A 21,636-nucleotide genomic window follows, 5' to 3' on the forward strand; every position below is an offset into this window, starting at 1 on the left:
TGTCCGAGTTCGCTGCTCTGGTCGCGGACTGCGGAGGTGCACGGTGGCACGGGATATCCAGTGCGTCGGAGTCGTCGGACTCGGCACGATGGGCGCCGGCATCGCCGAGGTGGTGGCCAGGACGGGACGTCGCGTGGTCGGCGTCGAGGTGGACGAGGCGGCCGTCGCGCGGGCGCGCGGGCACATCGAGCACTCCACGGAGCGGGCGCGGGCGGGCGGCAAGCTGGACGCGGCCGAACGGGACGCGCTGCTGACCCGGATCACGTACACGACGAACCTGGCGGACCTCGGTGACGTGGACCTGGTCGTGGAGGCCATCCCGGAGAGCCTCGAGCTGAAGGCCCAGGTGTTCACCGAGCTGGAACAGGTGTGCAGGCCGGACGTGATCCTCGCGTCGAACACGTCGTCGTTGTCGGTCACCGAGATCGGTGTCCACACAGGACGGCCGGGCAAGGTCGTCGGCCTGCACTTCTTCAACCCGGCGCCGGTGCTCAAGCTGGTGGAGATCGTCCGCACGGTCGTCACCGAGCCGGACGTGATCGCCGACGTCGAGGAGTTCGCGCGCGAGCTGGGCAAGGAGCCGGTGGTCATCGGCGACCGGGCGGGGTTCATCGCGAACGCGCTGCTGTTCGGCTACCTCAACCACGCGGTGTCGATGTACGAGTCCCGCTACGCCACGCGCGAGGACCTCGACGCCGCGATGCGCTTCGGCTGCGGCTACCCGATGGGGCCGCTGGCGCTGCTCGACCTCATCGGTCTCGACACGGCGTACGAGATCCTCGAGACGATGTACCGCCAGTCCCGCAACAGGTTGCACGCGCCCGCGCCGATCCTGAAGCAGATGATCACCGCGGGCCTGCTCGGCAGGAAGTCCGGGCGTGGTTTCTACACCTACGACGGCATCGACTCCCCGGTCGTGGTGTCCGATGTGGACACACCGGCGGTGGCCGGTTCTTCTTCCGCGACAAGGGAGGTGCGCCGCGTCGGTGTCGTCGGTACCGGCACCATGGCGACCGGCATCGCGGAGGTCTTCGCCAAGAAGGGGTTCGACGTCGTGCTGCGGGCCCGCACGCCGGAGAAGGCGTCGGCGGCGACCGCGGCGGTCGGCACGTCGCTCGACCGGCAGGTGAAGAAGGGCCGGCTGTCCGAAGAGGACCGTGACGCCGTGCTGGCGCGGATCGCCGGGGTCACGTCGTTCGACGACCTGGCGGACTGCGACCTGGTCGTCGAGGCGGTCGCGGAGGAGCTGGCCGTCAAGCGGACCGTGTTCGAGGCGCTGGACAAGGCGGTGAAGCCGGGCGCGATCCTCGCGACCACGACGTCGTCGCTGCCGGTCATCGAGTGCGCGGCGGCCACGTCGCGGCCGTCGGACGTCGTGGGCCTGCACTTCTTCAACCCGGCGCCGGTGATGAAGCTCGTCGAGGTGGTCGCCACGATCTCGACCGCGGACGACGTGGTCGCGACCGCGGACGCGCTCTGCCGCAAGGTCGGCAAGCACCCGGTGCACTGCGCCGACCGGGCGGGTTTCATCGTCAACGCGCTGCTGTTCCCGTACCTGAACGACGCGGTGAAGATGCTGGAGGCCCACTACGCGGACGCGGACGCCATCGACACGGCGATGAAGGTCGGCTGCGGGCTGCCGATGGGGCCGTTCGAGCTGCTGGACGTGGTCGGGCTGGACGTGTCGCTGGCGATCGAACGCACGCTGTACTACGAGTTCCGCGACGCCGGGTTCGCGCCCGCGCCACTGCTGGAACACCTCGTGACGGCGGGCCGCCTGGGCCGGAAAACCGGCAAGGGCTTCCGCGACTACCGCTGACCCGGCGCGACGAGCATCACGGCAACCGGGTCAGCGTGTACGGACCGTCACCGAGACCGGTTATGCCGGACGGTTCGTCAAGGCTGAGCAGCTAGTCGACGCTGCGTCGTCGTCGGCCAGTACGCGGAACCGGCGTCCGCCGCACGGTGTGCACACCGACTCGGTCACGTCGGCGACGGGGTACCCGCCCGCCGCGTGGTCGCGGAGGTAGCCGGCGAGGTCCGCCCGGAACTCGCCGCTCGTGTCGAGCGCCACGGGGTCAGCCGCAGCCGCACCCACCGCCACAGCAGCCGCCGCCACCGCCCATGGGTGCGGACGCGCCGTCGCCGCCCGTGGTCACGGCCACCATGGACAGCAGCTTCACCGTGTTGTCGTGGCCCTCTGGGCAGGACGCCGGGGCGGACGACTCGCTCATCGAGCGGCGGACCTCGAAGGTCGTCGCACAGTCCTTGCAGCGGTATTCGTATGTCGGCACGGCCACCATTCTGCCCTGCCACTACCGTGAGGTCCCGTGCCTCGTCGTAACCGTGACCGCCGCGTGCCGCGCGCCGAGCCGCGCCCGCTGAGCACGGCGGGCTGGCAGCGGGCCGAGTCCGGCGACGACGGCGAGTGGCTGGTGCGGAACGTGAGCGCCACCCAGGCGACGAAGACCTACCGGTGCCCCGGCTGCGACCACGAGATCCAGCCCGGTGTCGCGCACGTCGTCGTGTGGCCCGCCGACGACCTGGGGTCCGTCGCGGACCGGCGGCACTGGCACCTCGGGTGCTGGCAGGCCCGCGGCCGCCGACGGCCGACACGAAAACGTTAGGAAATTCTCTCCGGAGGTGTCGAACCGGCGCGTTCTGGTTCGACGTGTCTGTGTCAGGCCCAGCACAGACAGGAGAGACCGATGTCGCACCCCCTCGGCGCCCTCGCGGACAACATGACCGCCTACGCCATCTACGCCACCGCCCAGTCCGAGATGCGCCGCGCCTACGCCCTCATCGACGCGGGCGACCTCGACGCCGCCGCCAACGAGATCGAGTCCGCCGCCCACGCCGCCGAGGTGCTGGCCAAGGCCTCGACGGAACTGGACCGCATCGCGCACTGGCGCCGCGTCGCCTCCGCCCGCCAACGGTTCGTCGACCAGCTGAAAGCCGAACTGGTCGCCGCCTGATGCCCCGCCACCCCCGCGAGTCCCGCCTCCAGACACCGCGAGTCGCGCCCTCAGGCATACCGAGTTGTACGTTTCGTGCACACGACGACCTGCACGAAACCACCAACTCGGTGTGCGCGAGGGCGCGACTCGCGATGTGTGGGGGCGGGACTCGCGGTTGACGGGGGTCAGCGGGGGAAGGAGTCCGCTGCCGCCAGGAACGCGTCGTTCTCCGCCTGGAGGCCGATCGTGGCGCGGGCGCCCTCGCCCGCGAACGCGCGGATGACGACCTTCTGGTCCAGGCAGTGCTCGTTGAACTCGGCGGTGCGCTCACCCAGCGGCAGCCACAGGAAGTTCGCCTGCGACGCCGGCACGTCGTAGCCCATCTCCAGCAGGGCGTCGTGCACGCGCGTGCGTTCCTTCGTGACCTCGGCGCACCGCTCCAGCAGCTCGGGCGTCGCCGCCATGGCCGCGATACCCGCCGCCTGCGCGACCCGGTTCACCGAGAACGGGATGCCCACCTTCCGCACCCCGGACGCGACGTCCTGCGACGCGACGAGGAAGCCGAGGCGGATGCCTGCCAGCGCGTACGCCTTGGAGAACGTCCGCAGCACGGCCACGTTCTGCCGGTCGAGGAAGGCGAAGCCGTCCGGCACGTCCGGGTCGGTGACGAACTCGCGGTACGCCTCGTCCAGCACGACCAGCACGTTGTCGGGGACGCGGTCGAGGAAGTCGGTGAGCTCGGCGGTCCGCAGCGCGGTGCCGGTCGGGTTGTTGGGGTTCGACACGAACATCAGCCGCGTGCGGTCGGTGACCGCGGCGAGCATGCCCTCGAGGTCGAGGCCCTGCTCGGGCGTCAGCGGCACCTTCACCCCGGCGGCCATCGCGATCTGCGTGACGATCGGGTACGCCTCGAACGACCGCCAGCCGAACACGACCTCGTCACCCGGCTCGCACGTCGCCTGCACGAGCTGCTGGCACAGGCTCACCGAGCCGCAGCCGACCGCGAGCCGCGGCCGGTCGAGACCGAAGTGCTCGGCGGTCTTGTCGAGCAGGTCGTCGGCGCCCATCGCGGGGTAGCGGTTGACGTCGGCGGCGGCGTCGGCGATGGCGGCGAGGATGCCCGCCGGCGGTGGGCCGGACAGCTCGTTGCTGGAGAGGATGACGGCCCCGGGCACCTTCCGGCCGGCGATGTAGTCGGGCAGGGAGGCGAGGTCGGCTCTGACGGTCACTGGCATGGCCGCATCATTCATCCGGGTGCTGAAAGAAGCAACACAATGTGCCCTGGAACCACGCCCGCCGGATCTCGGTGAAGCCGAGCTTGTGCGCGACCCGCTGGGCGGGCACGTTCGGCGTCGGCGTGATGATCAGTATCGGCAGCCCGGGCAGGACCCGCCGCCCCCACTCGGTGGCGGCGGCGACCATCTCGGGCGCGTAGCCGTGGCCCCAGTGGCCGGGGAAGAGGCGGTAGAAGACGTTCAGGTACGGGCCGTCGTCGCCGTAGGAGATCTGCAGCCCGCCGAAGCCGATCAGCTCGCCGGTCTCGGCCAGCTCGATCGCCCAGTAGCCGAAACCGAACTCGGCCCAGTGGTCCAGCCACGAGGAGAACAGTTGCCGCGACTCGTCGGGGGAGCTGACGCCTTCCGGGCGGTAGCGGACCACTTCCGGGTCCGCGTGGATGGCGATCATCGCGTCCACGTCGTCGGGGGCCACCCTGCGTAGCAGTAGCCGATGGGTGGGAACCCACTCCGGTCTGTCGCCGTCCGCAACCTGCGTCACCTGACCGATGCTAACCATGCTCACGGTCTTCGTTGAGTTGTCCACAGGTGGGTCGGTTGTCCACAGGCAAGATCGACATCCGTCCCCCTGTCGGTGGTCACCGGTAGACTGGCATGGCGGGTGGCCCCCGGGAATGGGTGGGGTCCACGTACGTACTGGGTGGGGCGTTTTCGCAGGTCAGCGCCGTTGTGGCGGTTTGTGTTCCCGGGTTTGGTGGTGTGCCTTGCCTGGGTTTTTCCCTCCGGGGGGGGGTCCTCGCCGGACGGGCTGGTCTCCGGGATGGCGGGGGTTTGGTCTCGGGTTGGTTTGGCAGGGACTGGTGTCCGTGGCTGCCTGCCATCCCGTCGACCTCCCACGGGGCTATCACACTGCGTCAAGGGGGCCCGGCGGCTTTGGCACGGTGTGCTTTGGGTTTCGGGCCCCCTTGACCCGGTGTGATCGGGCTTCGCCAGGTCGACGGGATGGCAGGCAGGCAGTCCTTGTGGGGTGTGGTGGGCTGCGCTCGGCTTGTGTCGTGGGGGTTTCTTACTCCAGCCAGCGGGCCAGTGCTCCGGTGAACTCTTCCGGGACTTCCAGTGGGGGTAGGTGTCCCGCGCCTGCCAGTACCACCACTTCTGCCTTCGGCATCAGGGTTGCCAGTGCTTCCGCTTCGTCCGCGGGGATCAGGGTGTCCTGTTCGCCTCGGATGATGAGGGTCGGGACGTCCGCCTGGCGGAGTGCCTCCGACGAGTCCGGGCGGGCTGCCATGGCGCGTTGTGCCCAGGCGATCGCTTCGCCGCTCTGTTCGGAGACCAGTGTGCGTACCGCTTCCACGACCTCCGGGCGGCGGTCCGTGGTTTCCGTGCCCAGGAGGGTCGGCAACACCGCGTCGGGGACGAAGGCCGGGCCTTCCGCTTCGATGCGGGCTGCCATCGCGTGGCGGTTGGCCCGGCCCGCCTCCGCGTCCGCGGTTGCTCTCGTCGACACCAGTACCAGGCCCGCCACCTGGTCCGGCGCCTGCTTCAGCACGGCCATCGCCACGTAGCCGCCCATCGAGCAGCCGCCGAGGATGACCCTGCGTCCATCCAGCCGGTCGAGTACGTCCGTCGCCACTCTCGTCAGGTCCGGCGTGTCGTTGCCCAGAGGGGTGCCGCCGAAGCCTCGTTGTGCCGGGGTGATCAGCTCGACGTGCTCGGCGATCCCGTCTCTCACCCCATCCCACATGCGGTGGTCCAGCGGGAACGCGTGGAGCAGCACTAGTGGTGTGTCCGGGAAGCGCATGGGTCCATCCAAACAGCTCAGCGCCTGCGCCGCCGACCTTTCCTCCGTGGTGTGGCCTGCTCGTCGTCCGGTTCCAGCGGGATGTGCGGCGCCTCCTCGTCGTCGTCCAGGAGGCCCAGGACCTCCGCCGCGATGCGCTGAGCCGACTCCGCCAGTGACGTGCCTTCCTCGCCCGCGCGTCGCAGCGCCGCCGAGCGGAGGCGGGCGTAGCCGCGCACCGACACCGGGCGCCGGGTGCGGACCGCGTACGACGTGTCCTCCTTCAGCGCCTCCGCCATCTCCACGTCGACCAGCACGGTGCCGGGGCGGGCGACCGACGTCAGGCGCGCCGCGATGTTGACCACCGAGCCGTACACGTCGCCGAAGCGGCTGAGCACCCGGCCGTACGCGAGGCCGGCGCGCAGCGACGGGACGCCGTCCTCCTTCTCGGCGCGGTCGAGGAGGTCCAGTGCGATCTCGGCGCCGTCCGCCGGGCTGTCCGCCACGAACAGCACCTCGTCGCCCAGCATCTTCACGATGCGGCCGTGGTTCTCGGCGACGATGTCGGCGGCCAGCGACTCGAAGCGGTCGACGACCGCGACCAGCTCCGCCTCGCTCGAGCGGCGGGTCAGGGTGGTGAACCCGACCATGTCGGCGAAGCCCACGACCTGGCGGCGCTCGTCCAGCTCCTCCTCGGACGTGACGAGCATGCGGACCGAGTTCGCGGCCAGGTGCCTGCGCCACACGTAGTTCTGCAGCGCCTCGAGCTCCGGCGTGAGGTGCTCGACCAGCCGCGCCAGCTGCCGCTCGTCCGCGCCGATCTCCGGGTTCGCGGCCAGCACGTCACGCAGCATGTGCACCTGCGACTCGGCCAGCCGCGACATGTGCTGGCCGATCATCCGCGCGGTCGCCGTCGCGATCGACGGGTCTACGATGCCGCCGCGGATCAGCTCGCTCGTGATGCGCAGCGCGCGCACGTCGCCGTCGGTGAAGACCGCCGCGTCGTCGTCCTGCGTCGCGAAACCCAGCGCGCGCCACAGCGCCTTGGAGCGTTCCGCGGGCACACCGGTGAGCTCGCCGACCTCCGTGCGCGTGTACTGGCGGCTCCCGCCGAGCAGGATGCGCTCGATGCGTTGCTGGAGAGCCTCGTCGTCAGAGCTCACGTCGTGTGGACGATGAGCACGTCCACGCCGGACTTGCGTGCGGCCTCCGACGGCACCGACCCGAGGATCCGGCCTGCCAGGGAGTTCAGGCCGCGGTTGCCGACCACCAGCAGGTCCGCGGCGCGCTCCTTGACGACCCTGGTGAGCGTCGGGACCGGCTCACCGTCGACCACCACGGTGTCGATCTTCGTCGCGCCCTGCTTCCTGGCCCGCTCGGCCGCCGTGCGCACCGACTCCTCGGCCGGTGACGAGCCGACGACCTGGTAGGCGACGTCCGAACCCAGCTGGTCCTGGGCACGGCTCACGTCCTCGGGGCGGGCGGGGTGGTAGGCGCAGGCGATGACGAGGGTGGCGTCCGCGTCCGCCGCGATCCGGGCGGCCCGGTCCACCGCGCGGTACGACGAGTCGGAGCCGTCCGTGCCGACGACCACGGTCTGGTAAGCCGTCATGTGTCCTCCCGGCTGAGCGGAGCGTGGAGCGATCAACGTCTTAGCTACTCGCGCGTAAACCTACCGTGGCCGAGCACTGCTTCGCACGGGACGCGACGACCGATTTCCGCCGGATTCACCGGCTCGGGCAGGCCAGGCTCGGTGTCATGAGCGGATACACGATCAAGGCGCTGACGGTCCGGGGCGACGGGGTCGCGGTGACGGCGGCGGGCGAGGAGCCGCTGCGCTGCTGCCTGCGGGACGCCACGGCGGGGGAGGAGCTCGTCCTGTTCAACTACTCGCCGCCGCTGCCGGACGGGTCGCCCTACCAGGAGAGCGGGGCGGTGTTCACGCACGCCGGTCCGTGCGCCGGGCCCGAGCACGACGGCTACCCCGCCCAGTGGGTGGGACGGCCCCAGGTGCTGCGGGCCTACGACGCGCGCGGGTGGATCCACCCCGCGACCCGCGTGCACGACGGCAGCGACCCGGACGCGGCCATCGCGTCCGTGCTGGCGCACCCCGAGGTGGTGGAGGTGCACAGCAGGAACGTGGCCTACGGGTGCTACATGTTCACGATCACCCGGTGACTACTCGCCGATGTCCTCGTACCAGAGGTCCGGGTGGGCGGCGATGAAGTCGGTCATCAGCGCGACGCACGTCTCGTCGCCCGCGATCTCGATCTCCACGCCGTGCTCGGCGAGCCAGTCGTGGCCGCCGTGGAACGTCGTCGCCTCGCCGATGACGACCTTCGGGATGCCGAACTGACGTACCAGGCCGCTGCAGTACCAGCACGGTGACAACGTCGTCACCATGATCGTGTCGCGGTAGTGCCGCCTGCGGCCCGCGTTGCGGAACGCGTTCGTCTCGGCGTGCATGGACGGGTCGCCGTCCTGCACGCGGCGGTTGTGGCCGCGGCCGAGCAGCTCCCCGTCCTGCGTGAACAGGGCGGCGCCGATGGGGATGCCGCCCTCCGCCAGCCCCTGCCTGGCCTCCTCGACGGCCGCGGCGAGGAGCGGGTTCACCTGGCGATGCGCTTCGTCTTCGCCGCCGCGACCTCCGGCGGGATCGGGGGCTTGTCCGGGGCGCCGCCCGTCTCCCACTTCTCCTTCGGCGGGCCGGGCATCGGGTTGCGGTCGCGCGGGGCCGGGCTCGGCTTCGCGGCGGCCTCCGCGGCGTCGGCCAGCTCCTCGGGCAGCGGCTCGAAGGCCGGCACCGCGTTCTCGAGGTAGGCGTGCGCGTCGACGACCAGCTCACGGGCCGTCGTGAGCTGCTCGGCGACCTTCGCGCGGAGCTTGCGCAGCGCCGCCACCCGCTGCGCGGCGTGGTTGATGCGGCGGTTCGACTCCTCGGTCGCCTCGCGGACCCGGCGGTTCGCCTCGTCCGTCGCCTCCTGCAGGCGAGCGGCGGCCTCGGTCGTGGCCTCGTGACGGCGGCGGTTGGCCTCCTCGGTCGCCTCGCGGACGCGCCGCTCGGCCTCGGACTTCGACGTCGCCTCCTGCTCGGCCAGCGCGCGCATCGACTCGGTGCGCCGCGAGGCCATCGCGATCTCGAAGTCCTCCTCGACCTGCGTGCGCCGCGCCTGCGCGGCGATCTCGGCGGCCTCCGCCTCGGTGCGCGCCTTCTCGACGATCTCCTCGGCCTGCTTGCGCGCGGTCTCGAGGACGCCGCGGTGCTCCTCCTCCATGGCGATGCGCCGCTCGTCGAGCTCCTTGAGCTGCCGCTCGTACTTGGCGCGCAGCTCGTCGGCCTCCGCCTGGGCCTTGGCGCGCATGTGATCGACCTCGGCCTTGGCCTTGGCGCGCATCTCGTCGCACTCCTCCTGCGTCAGCCGCCACATGTGCTGCTGCCGCTCGGAGAGGCCCTCCATGGTCGTCGGGGGCATGGCCAGCCGTTCGACCTTCTTGTTCAGCTCGTCGATCGTGGTCCGGGCCACCTCGAGCTGGGACGTGAGCTCAGCCGCCTGCGCCGCCGCCGCGTTGCGGTCGGCGGCGAGGATCTTCAGCTGGCTGTCCAGCTGCTCGAGGTGCTCCTCGACCTGCATTCGACTGTAGCCGCGCTTGGTGATGTCGAAGCCGGCTCCCAGCGGTACAAGATCACGTTCTTCGCCCAGCGCCATAGGCCCCACGCTACCTTGCTCGCCGCGGTGGGATGGGTCAGACGCCGCGGAACCGGTTGATGGCCGAAAGATGTTGCTCTCGCAACTCCGGATTCCGCACCCCCAGGCCCTCTTCCGGTGCGAGGCACAGCACGCCGACCTTGCCCTGGTGCGTGTTCTTGTGCACGTCGAAGGCCGCCTGCCCGGTCTCCTCCAACGGGTACACACTCGACAGTGTCGGGTGGATCTTTCCCTTGGCGATCAACCGGTTGGCCTCCCACGCCTCCCGGTAGTTCGCGAAGTGCGAGCCGATGATGTTCTTCAGGTGCATCCACAGGTACCGGTTGTCGTACTGGTGCATGAACCCGCTCGTCGACGCGCAGGTGACGATCGTGCCGCCCTTGCGTGCGACGTAGACGCTCGCGCCGAAGGTCTCCTTGCCGGGGTGCTCGAACACGATGTCCGGGTCCTCACCGCCGGTCAGCTCGCGGATGCGGGCACCGAAACGCTTCCACTCCTTGGGGTCCTGGGTGTTCTCGTCCTTCCAGAACCGGTAGCCCTCGGCGCTGCGGTCGATGATCAGCTCGGCGCCCATCCGCCGGCAGATCTCCGCCTTCTGCGGGCTGGACACCACGCACACCGGCGTCGCGCCGCCGTTCAGCGCGAACTGCGTCGCGTACGAGCCGAGGCCGCCGGACGCGCCCCAGATGAGCACGGTGTCGCCCTGCTTCATGCCCGCGCCGTTGCGGGAGACCAGCTGCCGGTACGCGGTCGAGTTGACCAGGCCGGGGCAGGCGGCCTCCTCCCACGTGAGGTGCGCGGGCTTGGGCATCAGCTGGTTGGACTTGACCAGCGCCAGCTCGGCGAGCCCGCCGAAGTTCGTCTCGAAGCCCCAGATGCGCTGCTCGGGGTCGAGCATCGTGTCGTTGTGGCCGTCCGGGTGCTCCAGCTCGACGTTGAGGCAGTGCGCGACGACCTCGTCGCCGGGCTGCCACGCGTTCACGCCGGGGCCGGTGCGGAGCACGACGCCCGCGAGGTCGGAGCCGACCACGTGGTAGGGCTGGTCGTGGCGCTTGGCCAGGGGAGAGGTCTTGCCGTAGCGGCGGAGGAAGCCGAAGGTGTCCATCGGCTCGAAGATCGACGTCCACACGGTGTTGTAGTTGATGGCGCTCGCCATGACGGCGACCAGCGCCTCACCGGGGCCCAGCTCGGGCGTGGGCACCTCGTCGACGTGCAGCGACTCACGGGGGTCCTTGTCGGCGTGCTCGCGCCCGGCGAACATCTCGACCTCGTCGGCGTGCACCGTCACGCCGCGGTACGACTCCGGCACCGGCATCGAGCCGATGGAGGCCATGTCACCTGCGAGGATGGCGTCGAGAATCTTCTGCATGCCCGCCGACGCTACCGGCCAGTAACGTTTCAGAAGAAGCCTGGCGAGAGGTGGGTCACTCGGAGGTGTAGACCCCCGACACCCGGATATGGAGCTGTGACACACGAGACTCGGGCAGAAGTTTGACCGGGCGGCCAACCAAGGCGCACTATCTGAGGCAGAGGCTCTCACTGACACGGAGGTGGTCTCGATGGCACAAACAGGTGTCCGGCCGTGGACCCGGCCGCACGACTGGGCGGAGGTCGTCCTGGGTGTCGTGGCGCTGCTGTCGTTCCTGTGGACCGACACGAACGACGCCGCGATGTGGACGATGATCGTGCTCGGTGCGCTCATCGCCCTCGACGGGCTGGCCTCGCTGGCCATGCCGGGCATGGTCTACGGCGAGGGGATCCAGATCGTCCTCGGCGTGCTCATGTTCATCTCGCCGTGGGTGATGGGGTACACCGAGTTCGGCGCGATCTCCTGGACGTCCTGGATCGTCGGCGCGCTGACGGTGATCGCGGGCGCGGCCGCGCTCCCGGTCGCCCAGCGGGTGCACCGGTCGGGGATGGCCGGACAGCACTGAAGACGCGGACAACACGCGCGGCCCGCACGTCGCCCGGTCCCGGGTTACGTTGTGGGCCGCGCCGTTCGTCGTTTCCGGAGGCACCAGGTGATGCGCAGAGGCAAGAAGGATGACCCGTCCGCTCGGGAGCGCATCCTGGCCGCGGCCGAGGAGCTGTTCGCGGAGTCCGGCTTCGACGCTACGCCGACGTCGCGGATCGCGGTGCTCGCGAGCGTGCCCAAGGGACTCGTGCACTACTACTTCGCCAAGAAGCAGGACCTGCTGACCGCGCTCGTCGCGCGGCTGCCGGACCAGCACATCGAGCCGGGTTCGGTGGTCGTGCCCGGCGACGTGGCGGCGTCGCTGCGGCGGCTCGTGGCGGAGCTGGACGCGCGGAACCGGGCGTCCACGCTGCTGTCGCACCTGCTGTGGCGGGAGGCGGACACGCACCCGTCGGTCAAGGAGGCGCTGCAGGAGCGGTTCTCCACGGTGGTGGAACAGGTCCGGGCGGTGATCCAGGCGGCGAGCACGGGCCCGCTGCCGCCCACCCAGGTGGAAACGGCGTCCAGCCTGCTGGCCCTGGCGGTGAGCTACCGCCACTCAGTGGCGCGCCACGACGACCCGACCGACGAAACCACCATCGACCGCGAGGTCGACTTCATAGCCACCGCCCTGACCACCCCGGCCCCCACCCACTGACCCCGCGAGTCACGCCCAGGAACAGCGCGAGTCGCGCTCTCGCGCATACCGAGTTGCGTGTTTCGTGCCGATCTTGACGCGGCGGATGTGCACGAAACTGACAACTCGATGTGCGCGAGAGCGCGACTCGCGGTGTTTGAGAGCGCGACTCGCCGGGTTTGAGAGCGGGACTCGCGGGGTTAGGGGGCTGGTTGGACCAGTTCCACCAGGACGCCGCCGGTGTCTTTCGGGTGTACGAAGTTGGCTTTGCTGTTCGCTGTGCCGGTGATCGCCTTGTCGTACAGGACGCGCATGCCCTTGGCGCGCAGGATCTTCTCGGCCGCTTCGATGTCCGTCACCCGGTAGGCGACCTGCTGGACGCCAGGGCCCTTGGTGTCGATGAACTTGCCGATCGTCGAGTCCGGGGACAGCGGGGCGAGGAGCTGTACCGCGGAGCCGGTGCCGTCGTCGCCCGGGGCGCGCATCATCGCCTCTTTCGTGCCCTGGCCCTCGTTCACCTCGACGTGGGTCAGTTCCAGGCCGAGCGTGTCGCGGTAGAAGGCGATCGCGGCGTCCAGGTCGGGCACGGCGACGCCGACGTGGTCAATGGCCGTGACGAGGCCAGCCAATCCGTCCATCCACCGACCATACGACCCCTGATCGATCCCGTGACCTGCGGCTGTGCGAGTCCTCACACAGTCGAGGGCTCCTTTTGCTACCAACGGGTAAGGTCGGATGTCGACCCGATTTTTGGAGGCACGCAGTGTCTGGATCCGTCATCGTCGCCGGGGCCCGCACCCCCATCGGCCGGCTGCTCGGCTCCCTCAAGGACTTCTCCGGAGCGCAGCTCGGCGGCATCGCCATCAAGGCCGCGCTGGAACGTGCCGGGGTCGCGCCCGAGCAGGTCGAGTACGTGATCATGGGCCAGGTGCTGACCGCGGGCGCGGGCCAGATCCCCGCCCGCCAGGCCGCGGTCGCCGCCGGCATCCCGATGGACGTGCCCGCGCTGACCATCAACAAGGTCTGCCTGTCCGGCCTCGACGCGATCGCGCTCGCCGACCAGCTCATCCGCGCGGGTGAGTTCGAGATCGTGGTCGCGGGCGGCCAGGAGTCGATGACGCAGGCGCCGCACCTGCTGCCCAAGTCGCGGTCCGGCTTCAAGTACGGCGACGTGACCATGCTCGACCACATGGCCCACGACGGCCTGTTCTGCGCGTTCGACCAGGTCGCGATGGGCGCGTCGACCGAGAAGTACAACTCCCGCTACGGCGTGACCCGCGAGGCGCAGGACGCGTTCGCCGCCCGGTCCCACCAGCGCGCGGCCGCGGCGATCAAGGAGGGCCGCTTCGCCGACGAGATCGCGCCGGTGTCGATCCCGCAGCGCAAGGGTGACCCGGTCGTGTTCGACACCGACGAGGGCGTGCGCCCCGACACCACCCCGGAGGAACTGGCCAAGCTGCGTGCCGCGTTCGCGGCGAGTGGCACGATCACCGCCGGTTCGGCGTCGCAGATCTCCGACGGCGCCGCCGCGGTCGTGGTGATGAGCAAGGCGAAGGCCGAGGAGCTGGGTCTCGAGTGGCTCGCCGAGATCGGCGCGCACGGCGTGGTCGCGGGTCCGGACGCCAGCCTGCACGAGCAGCCGTCGAACGCGATCAAGGCCGCGCTGGCCAAGGCGAAGCTGTCGGCGTCCGACCTGGACCTGGTGGAGATCAACGAGGCGTTCGCCGCGGTGGGCCTGGTGTCCACGGAGAAGCTCGGCATCAGCGAGGACATCGTCAACGTCGACGGCGGCGCGATCGCGCTCGGCCACCCGATCGGCGCGTCCGGCGCCCGGCTGGTCGTGCACCTGGCCTACGAGCTGAAGCGCCGCGGTGGCGGCCTCGGCGCGGCGGCCCTGTGTGGCGGTGGCGGCCAGGGCGACGCACTGTTGCTGCGTGTCTGACGTTCGTGAACTCGTCGACCAGGCGCGTGACGGCCAGGCGAGGGCCGTCGCGCGCCTGATCTCGCTCGTCGAGGACGACAGCCCGCAGCTGCGGTCGGTCGCTGCGGCGCTGTCCCCGCTGACCGGCCGCGCGCGTGTGCTGGGGCTGACCGGCCCGCCCGGGGTCGGCAAGTCGACGTCCACGTCGATGCTGGTGGCCGCGTTCCGGGAGCGCGGACTGCGGGTGGGGGTGCTGGCGATCGACCCGTCGTCGCCGTTCTCCGGTGGCGCGCTGCTCGGCGACCGCATCCGCATGCACAGCCACACGGTCGACCCCGGCGTGTACATCCGCTCGATGGCGACCCGCGGGGCGCTCGGCGGCCTCGCGACGGCCACCCCGCAGGCGGTGCGGGTGCTGGACGCGGCCGGATTCGACGTGGTGCTGATCGAGACCGTCGGCGTCGGCCAGTCCGAAGTGGACATCGTGGCGCTCGCGGACACCACGGTGGTGCTGCTCGCGCCCGGCATGGGCGACGGCATCCAGGCCGCGAAGGCGGGCATCCTCGAGGTGGCCGACGTGTTCGTGGTCAACAAGGCCGACCGGGACGGGGCCGACCAGACCGTCCGCGACCTCAAGCACGCCATGTCGCTGGGCAGGCGGGAGCTGGGACCGTCGTGGCGGCAGCCGGTCGTGCGCACGGTCGCGTCGCGCGGCGAGGGTGTCGACGAACTCGTGGCCGCGCTGGACGGCCACCACGACTGGCTGGTCGCGCACGGCGAGCTGGAGACCCGGCGCGTGCGCCGCGCCGAGCGGGAGATCGAGGCCATCGCGGTGACGGCACTGCGGGCACGGCTGGGCAGCGTGCACGGCGGCGAGGCGCTGTCGCGGCTGGCGAAGCAGGTGGCGGCGGGGGAGACGGACCCGTACGCGGCCGCCGACCAGCTCACCGAAACGCTCTGACTCTGTCGGTCCCGGCGGTTACCATCCCGCGCGTGACGATGCCGCCAGGGGGACCACACGCTCAGCCGCCGTACGGGCCACCGCCGCCCGGCTATCCGGCGCCACCCGGCTACGGGCCGGGTCACCCCGCACCGGGGATGCCGCCCGCGGGCTACGCGCCGCCCGGGATGCCGCCCGGTGCGGGACCACAGCCGTTCGCCCAGCCGGGCGTGCCCGGGGCGTTCGGACAGCCGGCGTTCGGACCGCCTGGCGGCTTCGGCCAGCCAGGGACGCCGCCTGGTGGAGTGGCGGGTCCGCAGGCGTTCGGCCGGCCGGGGATGCCGCCCGGGGCCGGGCCTGGCTTCGGTGAGCCCGGGATGCCGGGGGCGTTCGGGCAGCCGGGGATGGTGCCGGGACCGGGTGGTCACACCCAGCCCGGCCCACCGGTCGGAGGGCTCGCCGCGATCGGGTTCGGGCAGCAGACCGGGCCGCACGCCCAGCCCGCGTTCGGGCCCGGCGGGCCGCCGGTCGTGGTCGACGTCGGCAAGACCAACGGGCGCAAGGCGGTCGCCGGGGCCGTGGTGGCCGGCGCGATCGGGCTCACGGCGCTCATCTCCGGGCTCGTCGGCGCCGTCGACGGCGGGGGTGGCGCGATGGCGATCGCGATCGCCATCGGGTTGCTGTTCCTCATCCTGCCGGTCGGGCTGGTCGTCCGCCGGGACAAGGTCTTCCGGCCGCACCGGCTGATCTTCGAGCCCGCCGGGCTGCGGTGGGACGACCCGAAGGGCGCGCCGTGGGCGGTGCCGTGGTCCGAGCTGGCCGCCGTGTCGATCTCCAAGCACAGCGCCGCACAGGTCGGGCCGGAGTCGGTGCAGGACAAGCTGGTCGGGGCCGCCTCCGACAAGCTCCTCGGCGAGCGGGCGCACGTCCGGCTCGACCTCTACCCGGCCGACCCGTCGTTCGCGGCACGGCACCCCGAGATGGCGCACCTCTGGGAGCGGCAGGGCGTGCAGAACGGCTACCGCCTGCCGCTCGGCAGCAACGTCAAGTTCATCCCGGTCATCGCGAGCGCCATGGGGCGGTTCGCCCCTGGCATCTACCGCGGCGTGAACGCGACGGAGGGTTTCATGGGCCTCACGTGATTGTGATGAGCACCACATAACAAGCGGCCGATTAACGGGATTTCACATCCGGTTGCGAGCATGTGCCGTCTCCTCATCCCCGGAAGGCTTACATGGTCGCGGAACTCGCCGGTCGTGGCGCGAAAACCCCTGTCGCGCCGACGGCCGACAGAACGGCGTCCGGGCGGAAGTTCCGCCCCGAGCTGCAGGGACTGCGTGCGCTCGCGGTCGTCCTCGTCGTCGTCTACCACGTCTGGCTCGACCGGGTCTCCGGTGGCGTCGACGTGTTCATCATGATCTCCGGGTTCCTGCTGACCGGGCAGCTGACCAGGGCGGTCGCGAAGGGGCGGGTCGAGTTCCGGCCGCTGTGGGGCCGGATGATCAAGCGGCTCTTCCCGGCCGCGCTGACCGTGCTCGTCGCCGTGATGGCGGTCAGCGTCGTCGTGTTGCCCGAGCCGCGCTGGTTCCAGACGATCCGCGAGGTCGTGGCGTCCGCGCTGTACTTCGAGAACTGGCAGCTCGCCGCCGACTCCGTCGACTACTTCGCCCAGAACAACGGCAAGAGCGTCGTCCAGCACTTCTGGTCGCTGTCCATCCAGGGGCAGCTGTTCCTCGCGTGGCCGCTGCTGATCGTGCTGGTCGGCCTGCTCGCCCGCCGTTTCGGCGGCGGGTTGCGCACGTGGGCCGCCGCCACGCTCGGGCTCGTCGGCGCCGCGTCGCTCGCCTACTCCGTCCACCTGACCTCGGTCAACCAGCCGCTGGCCTACTTCCACTCGTTCACCCGCATCTGGGAGTTCGTGCTCGGCGGCCTGCTCGCGTTGTTCGTCGACTCGATCGCGCTGCCGCGCGTGGTGCGGATCGTGCTCGGCTGGGCAGGCATCGCCGCGCTCGTCAGCTGCGGCCTGCTGCTGCAGGTCGGCACCGTCTTCCCGGGCTACGCGGCGCTGTGGCCGACGCTCGCCGCCGCCATGGTCCTGCTCGCGGGCGCCACCGAGAGCAGCGTCGGCGCGGACCGGTTCCTCAGCTCCCGCCCGCTGCGCTACATCGGCGACATCAGCTACTCGCTCTACCTGTGGCACTGGCCGGTGCTGATCTTCTACCTGACCTACCGGGACATGCCGAGGGTCGGCATCAAGGGCGGCGCGGTCATCATCGCCGTGTCGTTCGTGCTGGCCGCGCTCACGCACCGGTTCGTCGAGGCGCCCGCCCGCAACTCGCGCATCGGCGAGCCGAAGGGCTGGGGCGCCTACCGGTTCGGCATCGTGCTGCTGGTCCCGGTGCTCGCGCTGGCGGGCACGTGGCAGTACGTCACCAAGGACCGCGCCGAGTTCGCGTTCTCGATCGACGACCCCGACCACCCCGGCGCCGCCGCGCGGTACCCGGGTTTCCGCTACCAGGGCGCGCAGGACGTGGCGTTGCTGCCGCCGCCGGTGGCGATCCCGGACGACTGGGGCTCGATGGCGGGCATGGACTGCGTGACCGCGCCCGACAAGAAGGGCTCCATGTGCACCACCAAGGTCACCGGCACCCCGGCCAAGCGGGTGGTGGCCATCGGTGACTCGCACATGCAGCAGTTCGTGCCCGCGCTGCGGCCGTTCGCGGAGGAGCGGAACTGGGCGCTGACCGTGTTCCTGCGCGGCGCGTGCCCGTTCTCCGCCGACACCTACATGGGCGCGGGGAAGGCCTGCGCCGACTGGAACGCCGACGCGCTCACGCGGATGCTCGAGATGAAGCCGGACGCGGTGATCACGCAGGCGACCAGGGACGCGCGGGTCGGGCTGACCGAGGTGACGCCGCCGGGTTACGTGGCGCAGTGGCAGGCGCTGACCGACGCCGGGATCCCGGTGGTGGCCGTGCGGGACACGCCGCGCCACTCGTTCGACCCGCCGGCCTGCGCGAAGGCGAAGGGTGTCGACGCGCCGGAGTGCGCGTCGCCGCGGCTGGAGATGTTCTCCCCGGCACCGCCGTGGACGAAGGCGGCCGGTGTCCCGGCGGACGTGAAGTTCCTCGACTTCACCGACTACCTCTGCGAGGACACGACGTGCCCGCCGGTCATCGGCAACATCTGGGTGTACCGCGACTTCAACCACCCGACGGCGACGTACATGCGGTCCCTGTCACCGATCGTGGAGGAGAAGGTCGTCGCCGCGATGGGCTGGTGACGACGCGGTAGGTCACGGCAGCGGCGGCAGGCAGCGGACGGCGACGACGTCCCCGTCCAGCGTGGCTTCTCCGACGGCGTGGGGGAGCACGAACGTCATGCCCTTGCGCACCGGTACCTCGCCCGCCTTCTCGGTGCGCAGGACGCCGGTGCCGTCGAGGACGACGAGCACGCCGAACGACGCGCCGAGGGCGGCGCCCGAGCGCAGGCGTTCCGCGCGGAAGAACTCCGGCTGCCCGAACAACTCGGTGACGGCGGCCGGGCTCTCGTCGCGGCGGACCAGCTCGCCCAGCCGGTCCGCCCAGCCCTGCCGGTCGACGCAGCCGAGCGCGGTGTCGAAGCCGATGCCGAGGTGCCCGCCCGCCTCGTCGTCCAGGAAGTTCCGCCACTCCAGGGTGACCGAGAGGTCGGTGGGCTGCTGCAGCTCCACGATGAACACGCCGGCACCGATCGCGTGCGGCACGCCGGCGGGCACGAACACGGTGTCACCCGCGCGGACCGGGACGGGGTTGAGCGCGGCCAGCATGGCGCCGGCGTCCTGGCGGGCGACCCAGCCGGCGACGGTGTCCGCGTCCTGGTCCTCGCGGAATCCGATGTGGACGGTCGACTCCCCGGCCGCGCCGACGATGACCCACGCCTCGGTCTTGCCGTACCGGGAGCCGTAGTGCGCCTTGGCGAACTCGTTCGACGGGTGGCAGTGCACGGGCAGCCGCTGACCGGCGTCGAGGAGCTTCACCAGCAGCGCGGAGTCGGCGCCGAACGCCGCGACGTGCGCGTCGCCGAGCCAGTTCGCGGGGTGCGCGGCCACGGCGTCGCGCAGGAGCTCGCCGCCGGGCAGCGTGGTGAGGCCGGCCGCGTGGTCGCCGTGGAACGTCGTGCAGGACGCGACCCAGTCCTCGGGGCCGAACTCCACCGGCGGTGAGTCGCCGCGCAGCGCGGCGATCGCGGCGCCACCGCGGTAGAACCGCCTCGGCTGGTTGGCGGGCAGCCGGACGGGGCGCAGGCCTTCCGCGTCGCTCACGGGCGCACCTCTCCTGATCCGCGTGGGGTGAGCCGGACCGGCAGCACGAGCCTGCGCGGTGGCTCGCGGTCGCCGTCCAGACGGGCGAACAGCAGTTCCGCCGCCGCCTTGCCGAGTTCGGCCGGGTCGAGCGAGACCACGCTGACGGGCGGGTCGAGCAGGTCGGCCAGTTCGAAGTCGTCGAAGCCGACCAGCGCGGGGCGCCGCACGCGGCCGGCGAGCACGCGCAGGGTCTGCACGGTGATCCGGTTGTTGCCGGTGATCACCGCGGTGGCGCCGGTCCTGGTCAGCGCGGCCGCCACGGTGTCGGCGGTGTGCGGGCCCATGGCGACCATGCGCTCGTCGAACGGGATCCCGGCGCGGGCGCAGCCCTCGCGGAAGCCCGCGAGCCGCTCGGTGGCGGTGAAGATCGACGGCGCGTCGCCGAGGAAGGCGACGCGGGTGTGGCCGTGCGCGGCCAGGTGCGTGACCGCGGCGGCGGCGCCCGCGACGTTGTCGACCAGGACGGTGTCCGCGACGACGTCCCCGGCGGGCCGGTCGACGAACACGACGGGCGTGCCGGATGCGATCTCCGGGACGAGGTAGCCGTGGCGCGTGCCCGCCGGGATGACGATGAGGCCGTCGACGCGCCGCGCGCAGAACTCGAGCGACAGCTCACGTTCGCGGTCGGGGTCCTCGTCGGACGAGCCGGTGAGCACCTGGCGGCCGTGGCGGCGCGCGACCTCCTCCGCGGCGCGGGTGATGCCGGAGTAGAAGGGGTTCGCGACGTCCTCCAGCACCAGCCCGATGGTGCCGGTGGAGGAGCCGCGCCGCAGGTTCAGCGCCCCGATGTTGCGCCGGAACCCGAGCCGCTCGATCGCGGCGAGCACGCGTTCCGCGGTCTCGGCGTGCACGCCCGGTTCGGCGTTCACGACCCGCGAGACCGTCTTGATGCTGACCCCCGCCAGCCGCGCGACGTCGTTCATCGTCGCTCGGCGCGGGAGCCTGCCACGCTGGTTGGACAACGTTGTCATGGTGCCGACCATTCGACAACGCGGGCCGCCGGGTGTCAACCCGACAAGGTTGTCAGCGCCGGTCCCCGGGGTGGGGGCCTGATGCGCGCCGGCCGGGGGTGGCCTCGGCGCGCACCAGGCTTCCTTCCCCGGCCGGTGCCACCGCCCGCCCGGGGCGGCGGGAGCGTCGGGCGGTGGTCCGGGCGCGGGTCTGTGCCGGTCAGTAACCGGTGCTGCCGTCGGGTCCCTCCGCGGTCGGCGGCTGACTGACCGGTGCGCTCGACTTGCACCCCTTCGGCTCGATCGCGAACCAGACGCCGCTCGCGCCGTGGCCGGTGGTCTGCCGGGGGCCCTGGTCCTTGGTGAACGTGTAGACGGGCCAGCCGCCCACGGTCACCTGCCGGGTGCCGTCCGCGCGCCGGACCTGGCCGACGAGCTTCTCGTCGACGCCGGTGACGGTCACCGCGCCGGTGGTGAGCAGCGGGGGCCAGTTCGCCGCGCACTCACCGTCGCATGTGGACTTCGAGGGCGTGCTGCGGTCGAGCGTGAACAGGTAGAGCGTGTGTCCCTCCTGGTCGGTGAGCACCGGGCCGAACCCGGGGATCTCGGCCGCCACCACCGCGACCCTGGCCGGGACGCCTGCCTTCTTGCCCGCGGGGGTGATCGCGAACCACAGGTCGTCGGCGCCGTGGCCCTTCGCCTGGCCCGGCGCGGTGTCCCGCGCGAACGTGTAGACCGGCCAGCCGCCGACCGTGACCTGGACGCGGCCGTCCGGGCGGGCGAGCGTGCCGACGGCGGACTCCCGGTCCGCCCCGCCGACCACGTTGCCGGTCGCGAGCAGCGGCGGCCACGTCCGCGCGCACTCCCCGAGGCACGTCGACAGCGACGGCGCCTTGCTGTCCTGTGCGAACAGGTACAGGGTGCGGCCGTCCTGGTTCGTGAGCACGCGGCCCAGCCCGGCGATCTCCGCGACGTCGACCGCGACCGGCTGCGCACGCGGCAGGGGAGCGGCGGCGGGTGCCACGCCCCGTGGCGCCTCGCGGTCCGCGCCGCAGCCCGCGACCAGTACGAGCCCGGCGCACACCGACAGCACGGGAAACGTTCGCGCCACGGCAACTCCCGTCCGGGGTCCGGGGACGGCTCCGCTCGCCGCCCATGCCCTTGGACACGGAGGGGATCACGGTTCGGTTCACTACTCCCCGTCCGAACC

At 71.4% G+C, this 21,636-nt stretch carries 23 protein-coding genes; 10 read left to right on the plus strand and 13 right to left on the minus strand.

All coding sequences use genetic code 11. The annotated features are described in order from the left end of the window. The first annotated feature begins 43 nt into the window (after positions 1 to 43). Positions 44 to 1,819 (plus strand): 3-hydroxyacyl-CoA dehydrogenase family protein, encoded by a 1,776-nt coding sequence (locus ACYQ77_RS09320; RefSeq protein ID WP_459709426.1) that lies wholly within the window; start codon positions 44 to 46, stop codon positions 1,817 to 1,819. A gap of 259 nt (positions 1,820 to 2,078) precedes the next feature. Here ACYQ77_RS09320 and ACYQ77_RS09325 read toward each other — a convergent pair whose 3' ends face one another. After that, entirely contained in the window at positions 2,079 to 2,294 is a 216-nt protein-coding gene (locus tag ACYQ77_RS09325; RefSeq protein ID WP_459709428.1) for an FmdB family zinc ribbon protein, read from the minus strand. 36 nt (positions 2,295 to 2,330) lie between these two features. On the opposite strand from ACYQ77_RS09325, the gene ACYQ77_RS09330 reads away from it, so the two are divergent. Beyond that, positions 2,331 to 2,627 (plus strand): hypothetical protein, encoded by a 297-nt coding sequence (locus tag ACYQ77_RS09330; protein WP_459709429.1) that lies wholly within the window; start codon positions 2,331 to 2,333, stop codon positions 2,625 to 2,627. Between the two features lie 81 nt (positions 2,628 to 2,708). After that, positions 2,709 to 2,975, plus strand: coding sequence for a hypothetical protein (locus tag ACYQ77_RS09335; protein WP_459709431.1), 267 nt, complete (start codon positions 2,709 to 2,711; stop codon positions 2,973 to 2,975). A gap of 167 nt (positions 2,976 to 3,142) precedes the next feature. Here ACYQ77_RS09335 and ACYQ77_RS09340 read toward each other — a convergent pair whose 3' ends face one another. The 5 genes from ACYQ77_RS09340 to ACYQ77_RS09360 form a co-directional block, all read right to left on the minus strand. Further along, entirely contained in the window at positions 3,143 to 4,192 is a 1,050-nt protein-coding gene (locus tag ACYQ77_RS09340) for a histidinol-phosphate transaminase (protein ID WP_459709432.1), read from the minus strand. A gap of 7 nt (positions 4,193 to 4,199) precedes the next feature. After that, entirely contained in the window at positions 4,200 to 4,733 is a 534-nt protein-coding gene (locus tag ACYQ77_RS09345; RefSeq protein ID WP_459709434.1) for a GNAT family N-acetyltransferase, read from the minus strand. A gap of 525 nt (positions 4,734 to 5,258) precedes the next feature. After that, entirely contained in the window at positions 5,259 to 5,993 is a 735-nt protein-coding gene (locus tag ACYQ77_RS09350) for an alpha/beta fold hydrolase (protein ID WP_459709437.1), read from the minus strand. A 17-nt stretch (positions 5,994 to 6,010) separates the two neighbouring features. After that, positions 6,011 to 7,135 (minus strand): adenylate/guanylate cyclase domain-containing protein, encoded by a 1,125-nt coding sequence (locus ACYQ77_RS09355; protein ID WP_459709439.1) that lies wholly within the window; start codon positions 7,133 to 7,135, stop codon positions 6,011 to 6,013. Continuing rightward, positions 7,132 to 7,584 carry a universal stress protein gene (locus tag ACYQ77_RS09360; protein ID WP_459709441.1) on the minus strand — a complete coding sequence of 151 codons (453 nt, stop codon included), beginning with the start codon at positions 7,582 to 7,584 and terminating at the stop codon, positions 7,132 to 7,134. The genes ACYQ77_RS09355 and ACYQ77_RS09360 overlap by 4 nt, the downstream gene beginning before the upstream one ends. Positions 7,585 to 7,730: 146 nt before the next feature. Here ACYQ77_RS09360 and ACYQ77_RS09365 point away from each other — a divergent pair, with 146 nt between their 5' ends. Then, complete coding sequence (locus tag ACYQ77_RS09365) at positions 7,731 to 8,150, plus strand: DUF1203 domain-containing protein (RefSeq protein ID WP_459709443.1); 420 nt, start codon at positions 7,731 to 7,733, stop codon at positions 8,148 to 8,150. On the opposite strand, the gene ACYQ77_RS09370 is transcribed toward ACYQ77_RS09365, so the two are convergent. Genes ACYQ77_RS09370 through ccrA form a run of 3 tightly spaced genes read right to left on the minus strand, consistent with a single transcriptional unit; the run spans position 8,151 to position 11,048 of the window. Further along, the gene (locus ACYQ77_RS09370; protein WP_459709445.1) at positions 8,151 to 8,585 is read right to left on the minus strand and encodes a nucleoside deaminase; all 435 of its coding nucleotides are present in this window, start codon (positions 8,583 to 8,585) and stop codon (positions 8,151 to 8,153) included. Then, positions 8,582 to 9,679 carry a chromosome segregation protein gene (locus ACYQ77_RS09375; RefSeq protein ID WP_459709448.1) on the minus strand — a complete coding sequence of 366 codons (1,098 nt, stop codon included), beginning with the start codon at positions 9,677 to 9,679 and terminating at the stop codon, positions 8,582 to 8,584. The genes ACYQ77_RS09370 and ACYQ77_RS09375 overlap by 4 nt, the downstream gene beginning before the upstream one ends. A 37-nt stretch (positions 9,680 to 9,716) precedes the next feature. Continuing rightward, positions 9,717 to 11,048, minus strand: a complete 1,332-nt coding sequence (gene ccrA, locus ACYQ77_RS09380; RefSeq protein ID WP_459709450.1) for a crotonyl-CoA carboxylase/reductase — start codon at positions 11,046 to 11,048, stop codon at positions 9,717 to 9,719. Between the two features lie 190 nt (positions 11,049 to 11,238). Here ccrA and ACYQ77_RS09385 point away from each other — a divergent pair, with 190 nt between their 5' ends. Together ACYQ77_RS09385 and ACYQ77_RS09390 are read left to right on the plus strand one after the other, a co-directional pair. Then, entirely contained in the window at positions 11,239 to 11,613 is a 375-nt protein-coding gene (locus tag ACYQ77_RS09385) for an SPW repeat protein (RefSeq protein WP_459709452.1), read from the plus strand. 90 nt (positions 11,614 to 11,703) lie between these two features. Continuing rightward, the gene (locus ACYQ77_RS09390) at positions 11,704 to 12,291 is read left to right on the plus strand and encodes a TetR/AcrR family transcriptional regulator (protein ID WP_459709454.1); all 588 of its coding nucleotides are present in this window, start codon (positions 11,704 to 11,706) and stop codon (positions 12,289 to 12,291) included. 179 nt (positions 12,292 to 12,470) lie between these two features. Here the strand turns inward: ACYQ77_RS09390 and mce are convergent, their stop codons facing one another. Further along, positions 12,471 to 12,908 (minus strand): methylmalonyl-CoA epimerase, encoded by a 438-nt coding sequence (mce, locus tag ACYQ77_RS09395; protein WP_459709456.1) that lies wholly within the window; start codon positions 12,906 to 12,908, stop codon positions 12,471 to 12,473. A 125-nt stretch (positions 12,909 to 13,033) separates the two neighbouring features. Between mce and ACYQ77_RS09400 the strand changes: the two genes are divergently transcribed. The 4 genes from ACYQ77_RS09400 (at position 13,034) to ACYQ77_RS09415 (ending at position 18,414) form a co-directional block, all read left to right on the plus strand. Further along, on the plus strand, positions 13,034 to 14,212 hold the full coding sequence (locus tag ACYQ77_RS09400) for an acetyl-CoA C-acetyltransferase (RefSeq protein ID WP_459709457.1): 1,179 nt from the start codon (positions 13,034 to 13,036) through the stop codon (positions 14,210 to 14,212). Continuing rightward, a complete protein-coding gene (gene meaB, locus ACYQ77_RS09405) occupies positions 14,205 to 15,152 on the plus strand; it encodes a methylmalonyl Co-A mutase-associated GTPase MeaB (protein ID WP_459709459.1) in 948 nt (315 codons plus the stop codon). Before ACYQ77_RS09400 ends, meaB begins: the two co-directional genes overlap by 8 nt. Positions 15,153 to 15,508: 356 nt before the next feature. Continuing rightward, on the plus strand, positions 15,509 to 16,273 hold the full coding sequence (locus ACYQ77_RS09410) for a hypothetical protein (protein ID WP_459709461.1): 765 nt from the start codon (positions 15,509 to 15,511) through the stop codon (positions 16,271 to 16,273). A gap of 92 nt (positions 16,274 to 16,365) precedes the next feature. Then, positions 16,366 to 18,414, plus strand: coding sequence for an acyltransferase family protein (locus tag ACYQ77_RS09415; RefSeq protein WP_459709463.1), 2,049 nt, complete (start codon positions 16,366 to 16,368; stop codon positions 18,412 to 18,414). A gap of 12 nt (positions 18,415 to 18,426) precedes the next feature. Here the strand turns inward: ACYQ77_RS09415 and ACYQ77_RS09420 are convergent, their stop codons facing one another. From ACYQ77_RS09420 to ACYQ77_RS09430, 3 genes are all read right to left on the minus strand, one after another. Then, positions 18,427 to 19,434 carry a class I mannose-6-phosphate isomerase gene (locus ACYQ77_RS09420; RefSeq protein WP_459709465.1) on the minus strand — a complete coding sequence of 336 codons (1,008 nt, stop codon included), beginning with the start codon at positions 19,432 to 19,434 and terminating at the stop codon, positions 18,427 to 18,429. Next, on the minus strand, positions 19,431 to 20,399 hold the full coding sequence (locus ACYQ77_RS09425; RefSeq protein ID WP_459709771.1) for a LacI family DNA-binding transcriptional regulator: 969 nt from the start codon (positions 20,397 to 20,399) through the stop codon (positions 19,431 to 19,433). The genes ACYQ77_RS09420 and ACYQ77_RS09425 overlap by 4 nt, the downstream gene beginning before the upstream one ends. A gap of 247 nt (positions 20,400 to 20,646) precedes the next feature. Continuing rightward, on the minus strand, positions 20,647 to 21,537 hold the full coding sequence (locus ACYQ77_RS09430; protein WP_459709467.1) for a hypothetical protein: 891 nt from the start codon (positions 21,535 to 21,537) through the stop codon (positions 20,647 to 20,649). Positions 21,538 to 21,636 lie beyond the last annotated feature (99 nt).

The sequence above is a fragment of the Actinophytocola sp. KF-1 genome (genome assembly GCF_054661535.1).

What these genes read in the sequence shown, in the direction of transcription:
- ACYQ77_RS09385 (WP_459709452.1), top strand. Translation starts at nt 11,239, where the DNA reads ATGGCACAAACAGGTGTCCGGCCGTGGACCCGGCCGCACGACTGGGCG.
- ACYQ77_RS09410 (WP_459709461.1), top strand. Translation starts at nt 15,509, where the DNA reads ATGCCGGGGGCGTTCGGGCAGCCGGGGATGGTGCCGGGACCGGGTGGT.
- ACYQ77_RS09360 (WP_459709441.1), bottom strand. Translation starts at nt 7,584, where the DNA reads ATGACGGCTTACCAGACCGTGGTCGTCGGCACGGACGGCTCCGACTCG.
- ACYQ77_RS09340 (WP_459709432.1), bottom strand. Translation starts at nt 4,192, where the DNA reads ATGCCAGTGACCGTCAGAGCCGACCTCGCCTCCCTGCCCGACTACATC.
- ACYQ77_RS09335 (WP_459709431.1), top strand. Translation starts at nt 2,709, where the DNA reads ATGTCGCACCCCCTCGGCGCCCTCGCGGACAACATGACCGCCTACGCC.
- ccrA (WP_459709450.1), bottom strand. Translation starts at nt 11,048, where the DNA reads ATGCAGAAGATTCTCGACGCCATCCTCGCAGGTGACATGGCCTCCATC.
- ACYQ77_RS09390 (WP_459709454.1), top strand. Translation starts at nt 11,704, where the DNA reads ATGCGCAGAGGCAAGAAGGATGACCCGTCCGCTCGGGAGCGCATCCTG.
- mce (WP_459709456.1), bottom strand. Translation starts at nt 12,908, where the DNA reads ATGGACGGATTGGCTGGCCTCGTCACGGCCATTGACCACGTCGGCGTC.
- ACYQ77_RS09425 (WP_459709771.1), bottom strand. Translation starts at nt 20,399, where the DNA reads ATGAACGACGTCGCGCGGCTGGCGGGGGTCAGCATCAAGACGGTCTCG.
- ACYQ77_RS09375 (WP_459709448.1), bottom strand. Translation starts at nt 9,679, where the DNA reads ATGGCGCTGGGCGAAGAACGTGATCTTGTACCGCTGGGAGCCGGCTTC.
- ACYQ77_RS09415 (WP_459709463.1), top strand. Translation starts at nt 16,366, where the DNA reads ATGGTCGCGGAACTCGCCGGTCGTGGCGCGAAAACCCCTGTCGCGCCG.
- ACYQ77_RS09365 (WP_459709443.1), top strand. Translation starts at nt 7,731, where the DNA reads ATGAGCGGATACACGATCAAGGCGCTGACGGTCCGGGGCGACGGGGTC.
- ACYQ77_RS09350 (WP_459709437.1), bottom strand. Translation starts at nt 5,993, where the DNA reads ATGCGCTTCCCGGACACACCACTAGTGCTGCTCCACGCGTTCCCGCTG.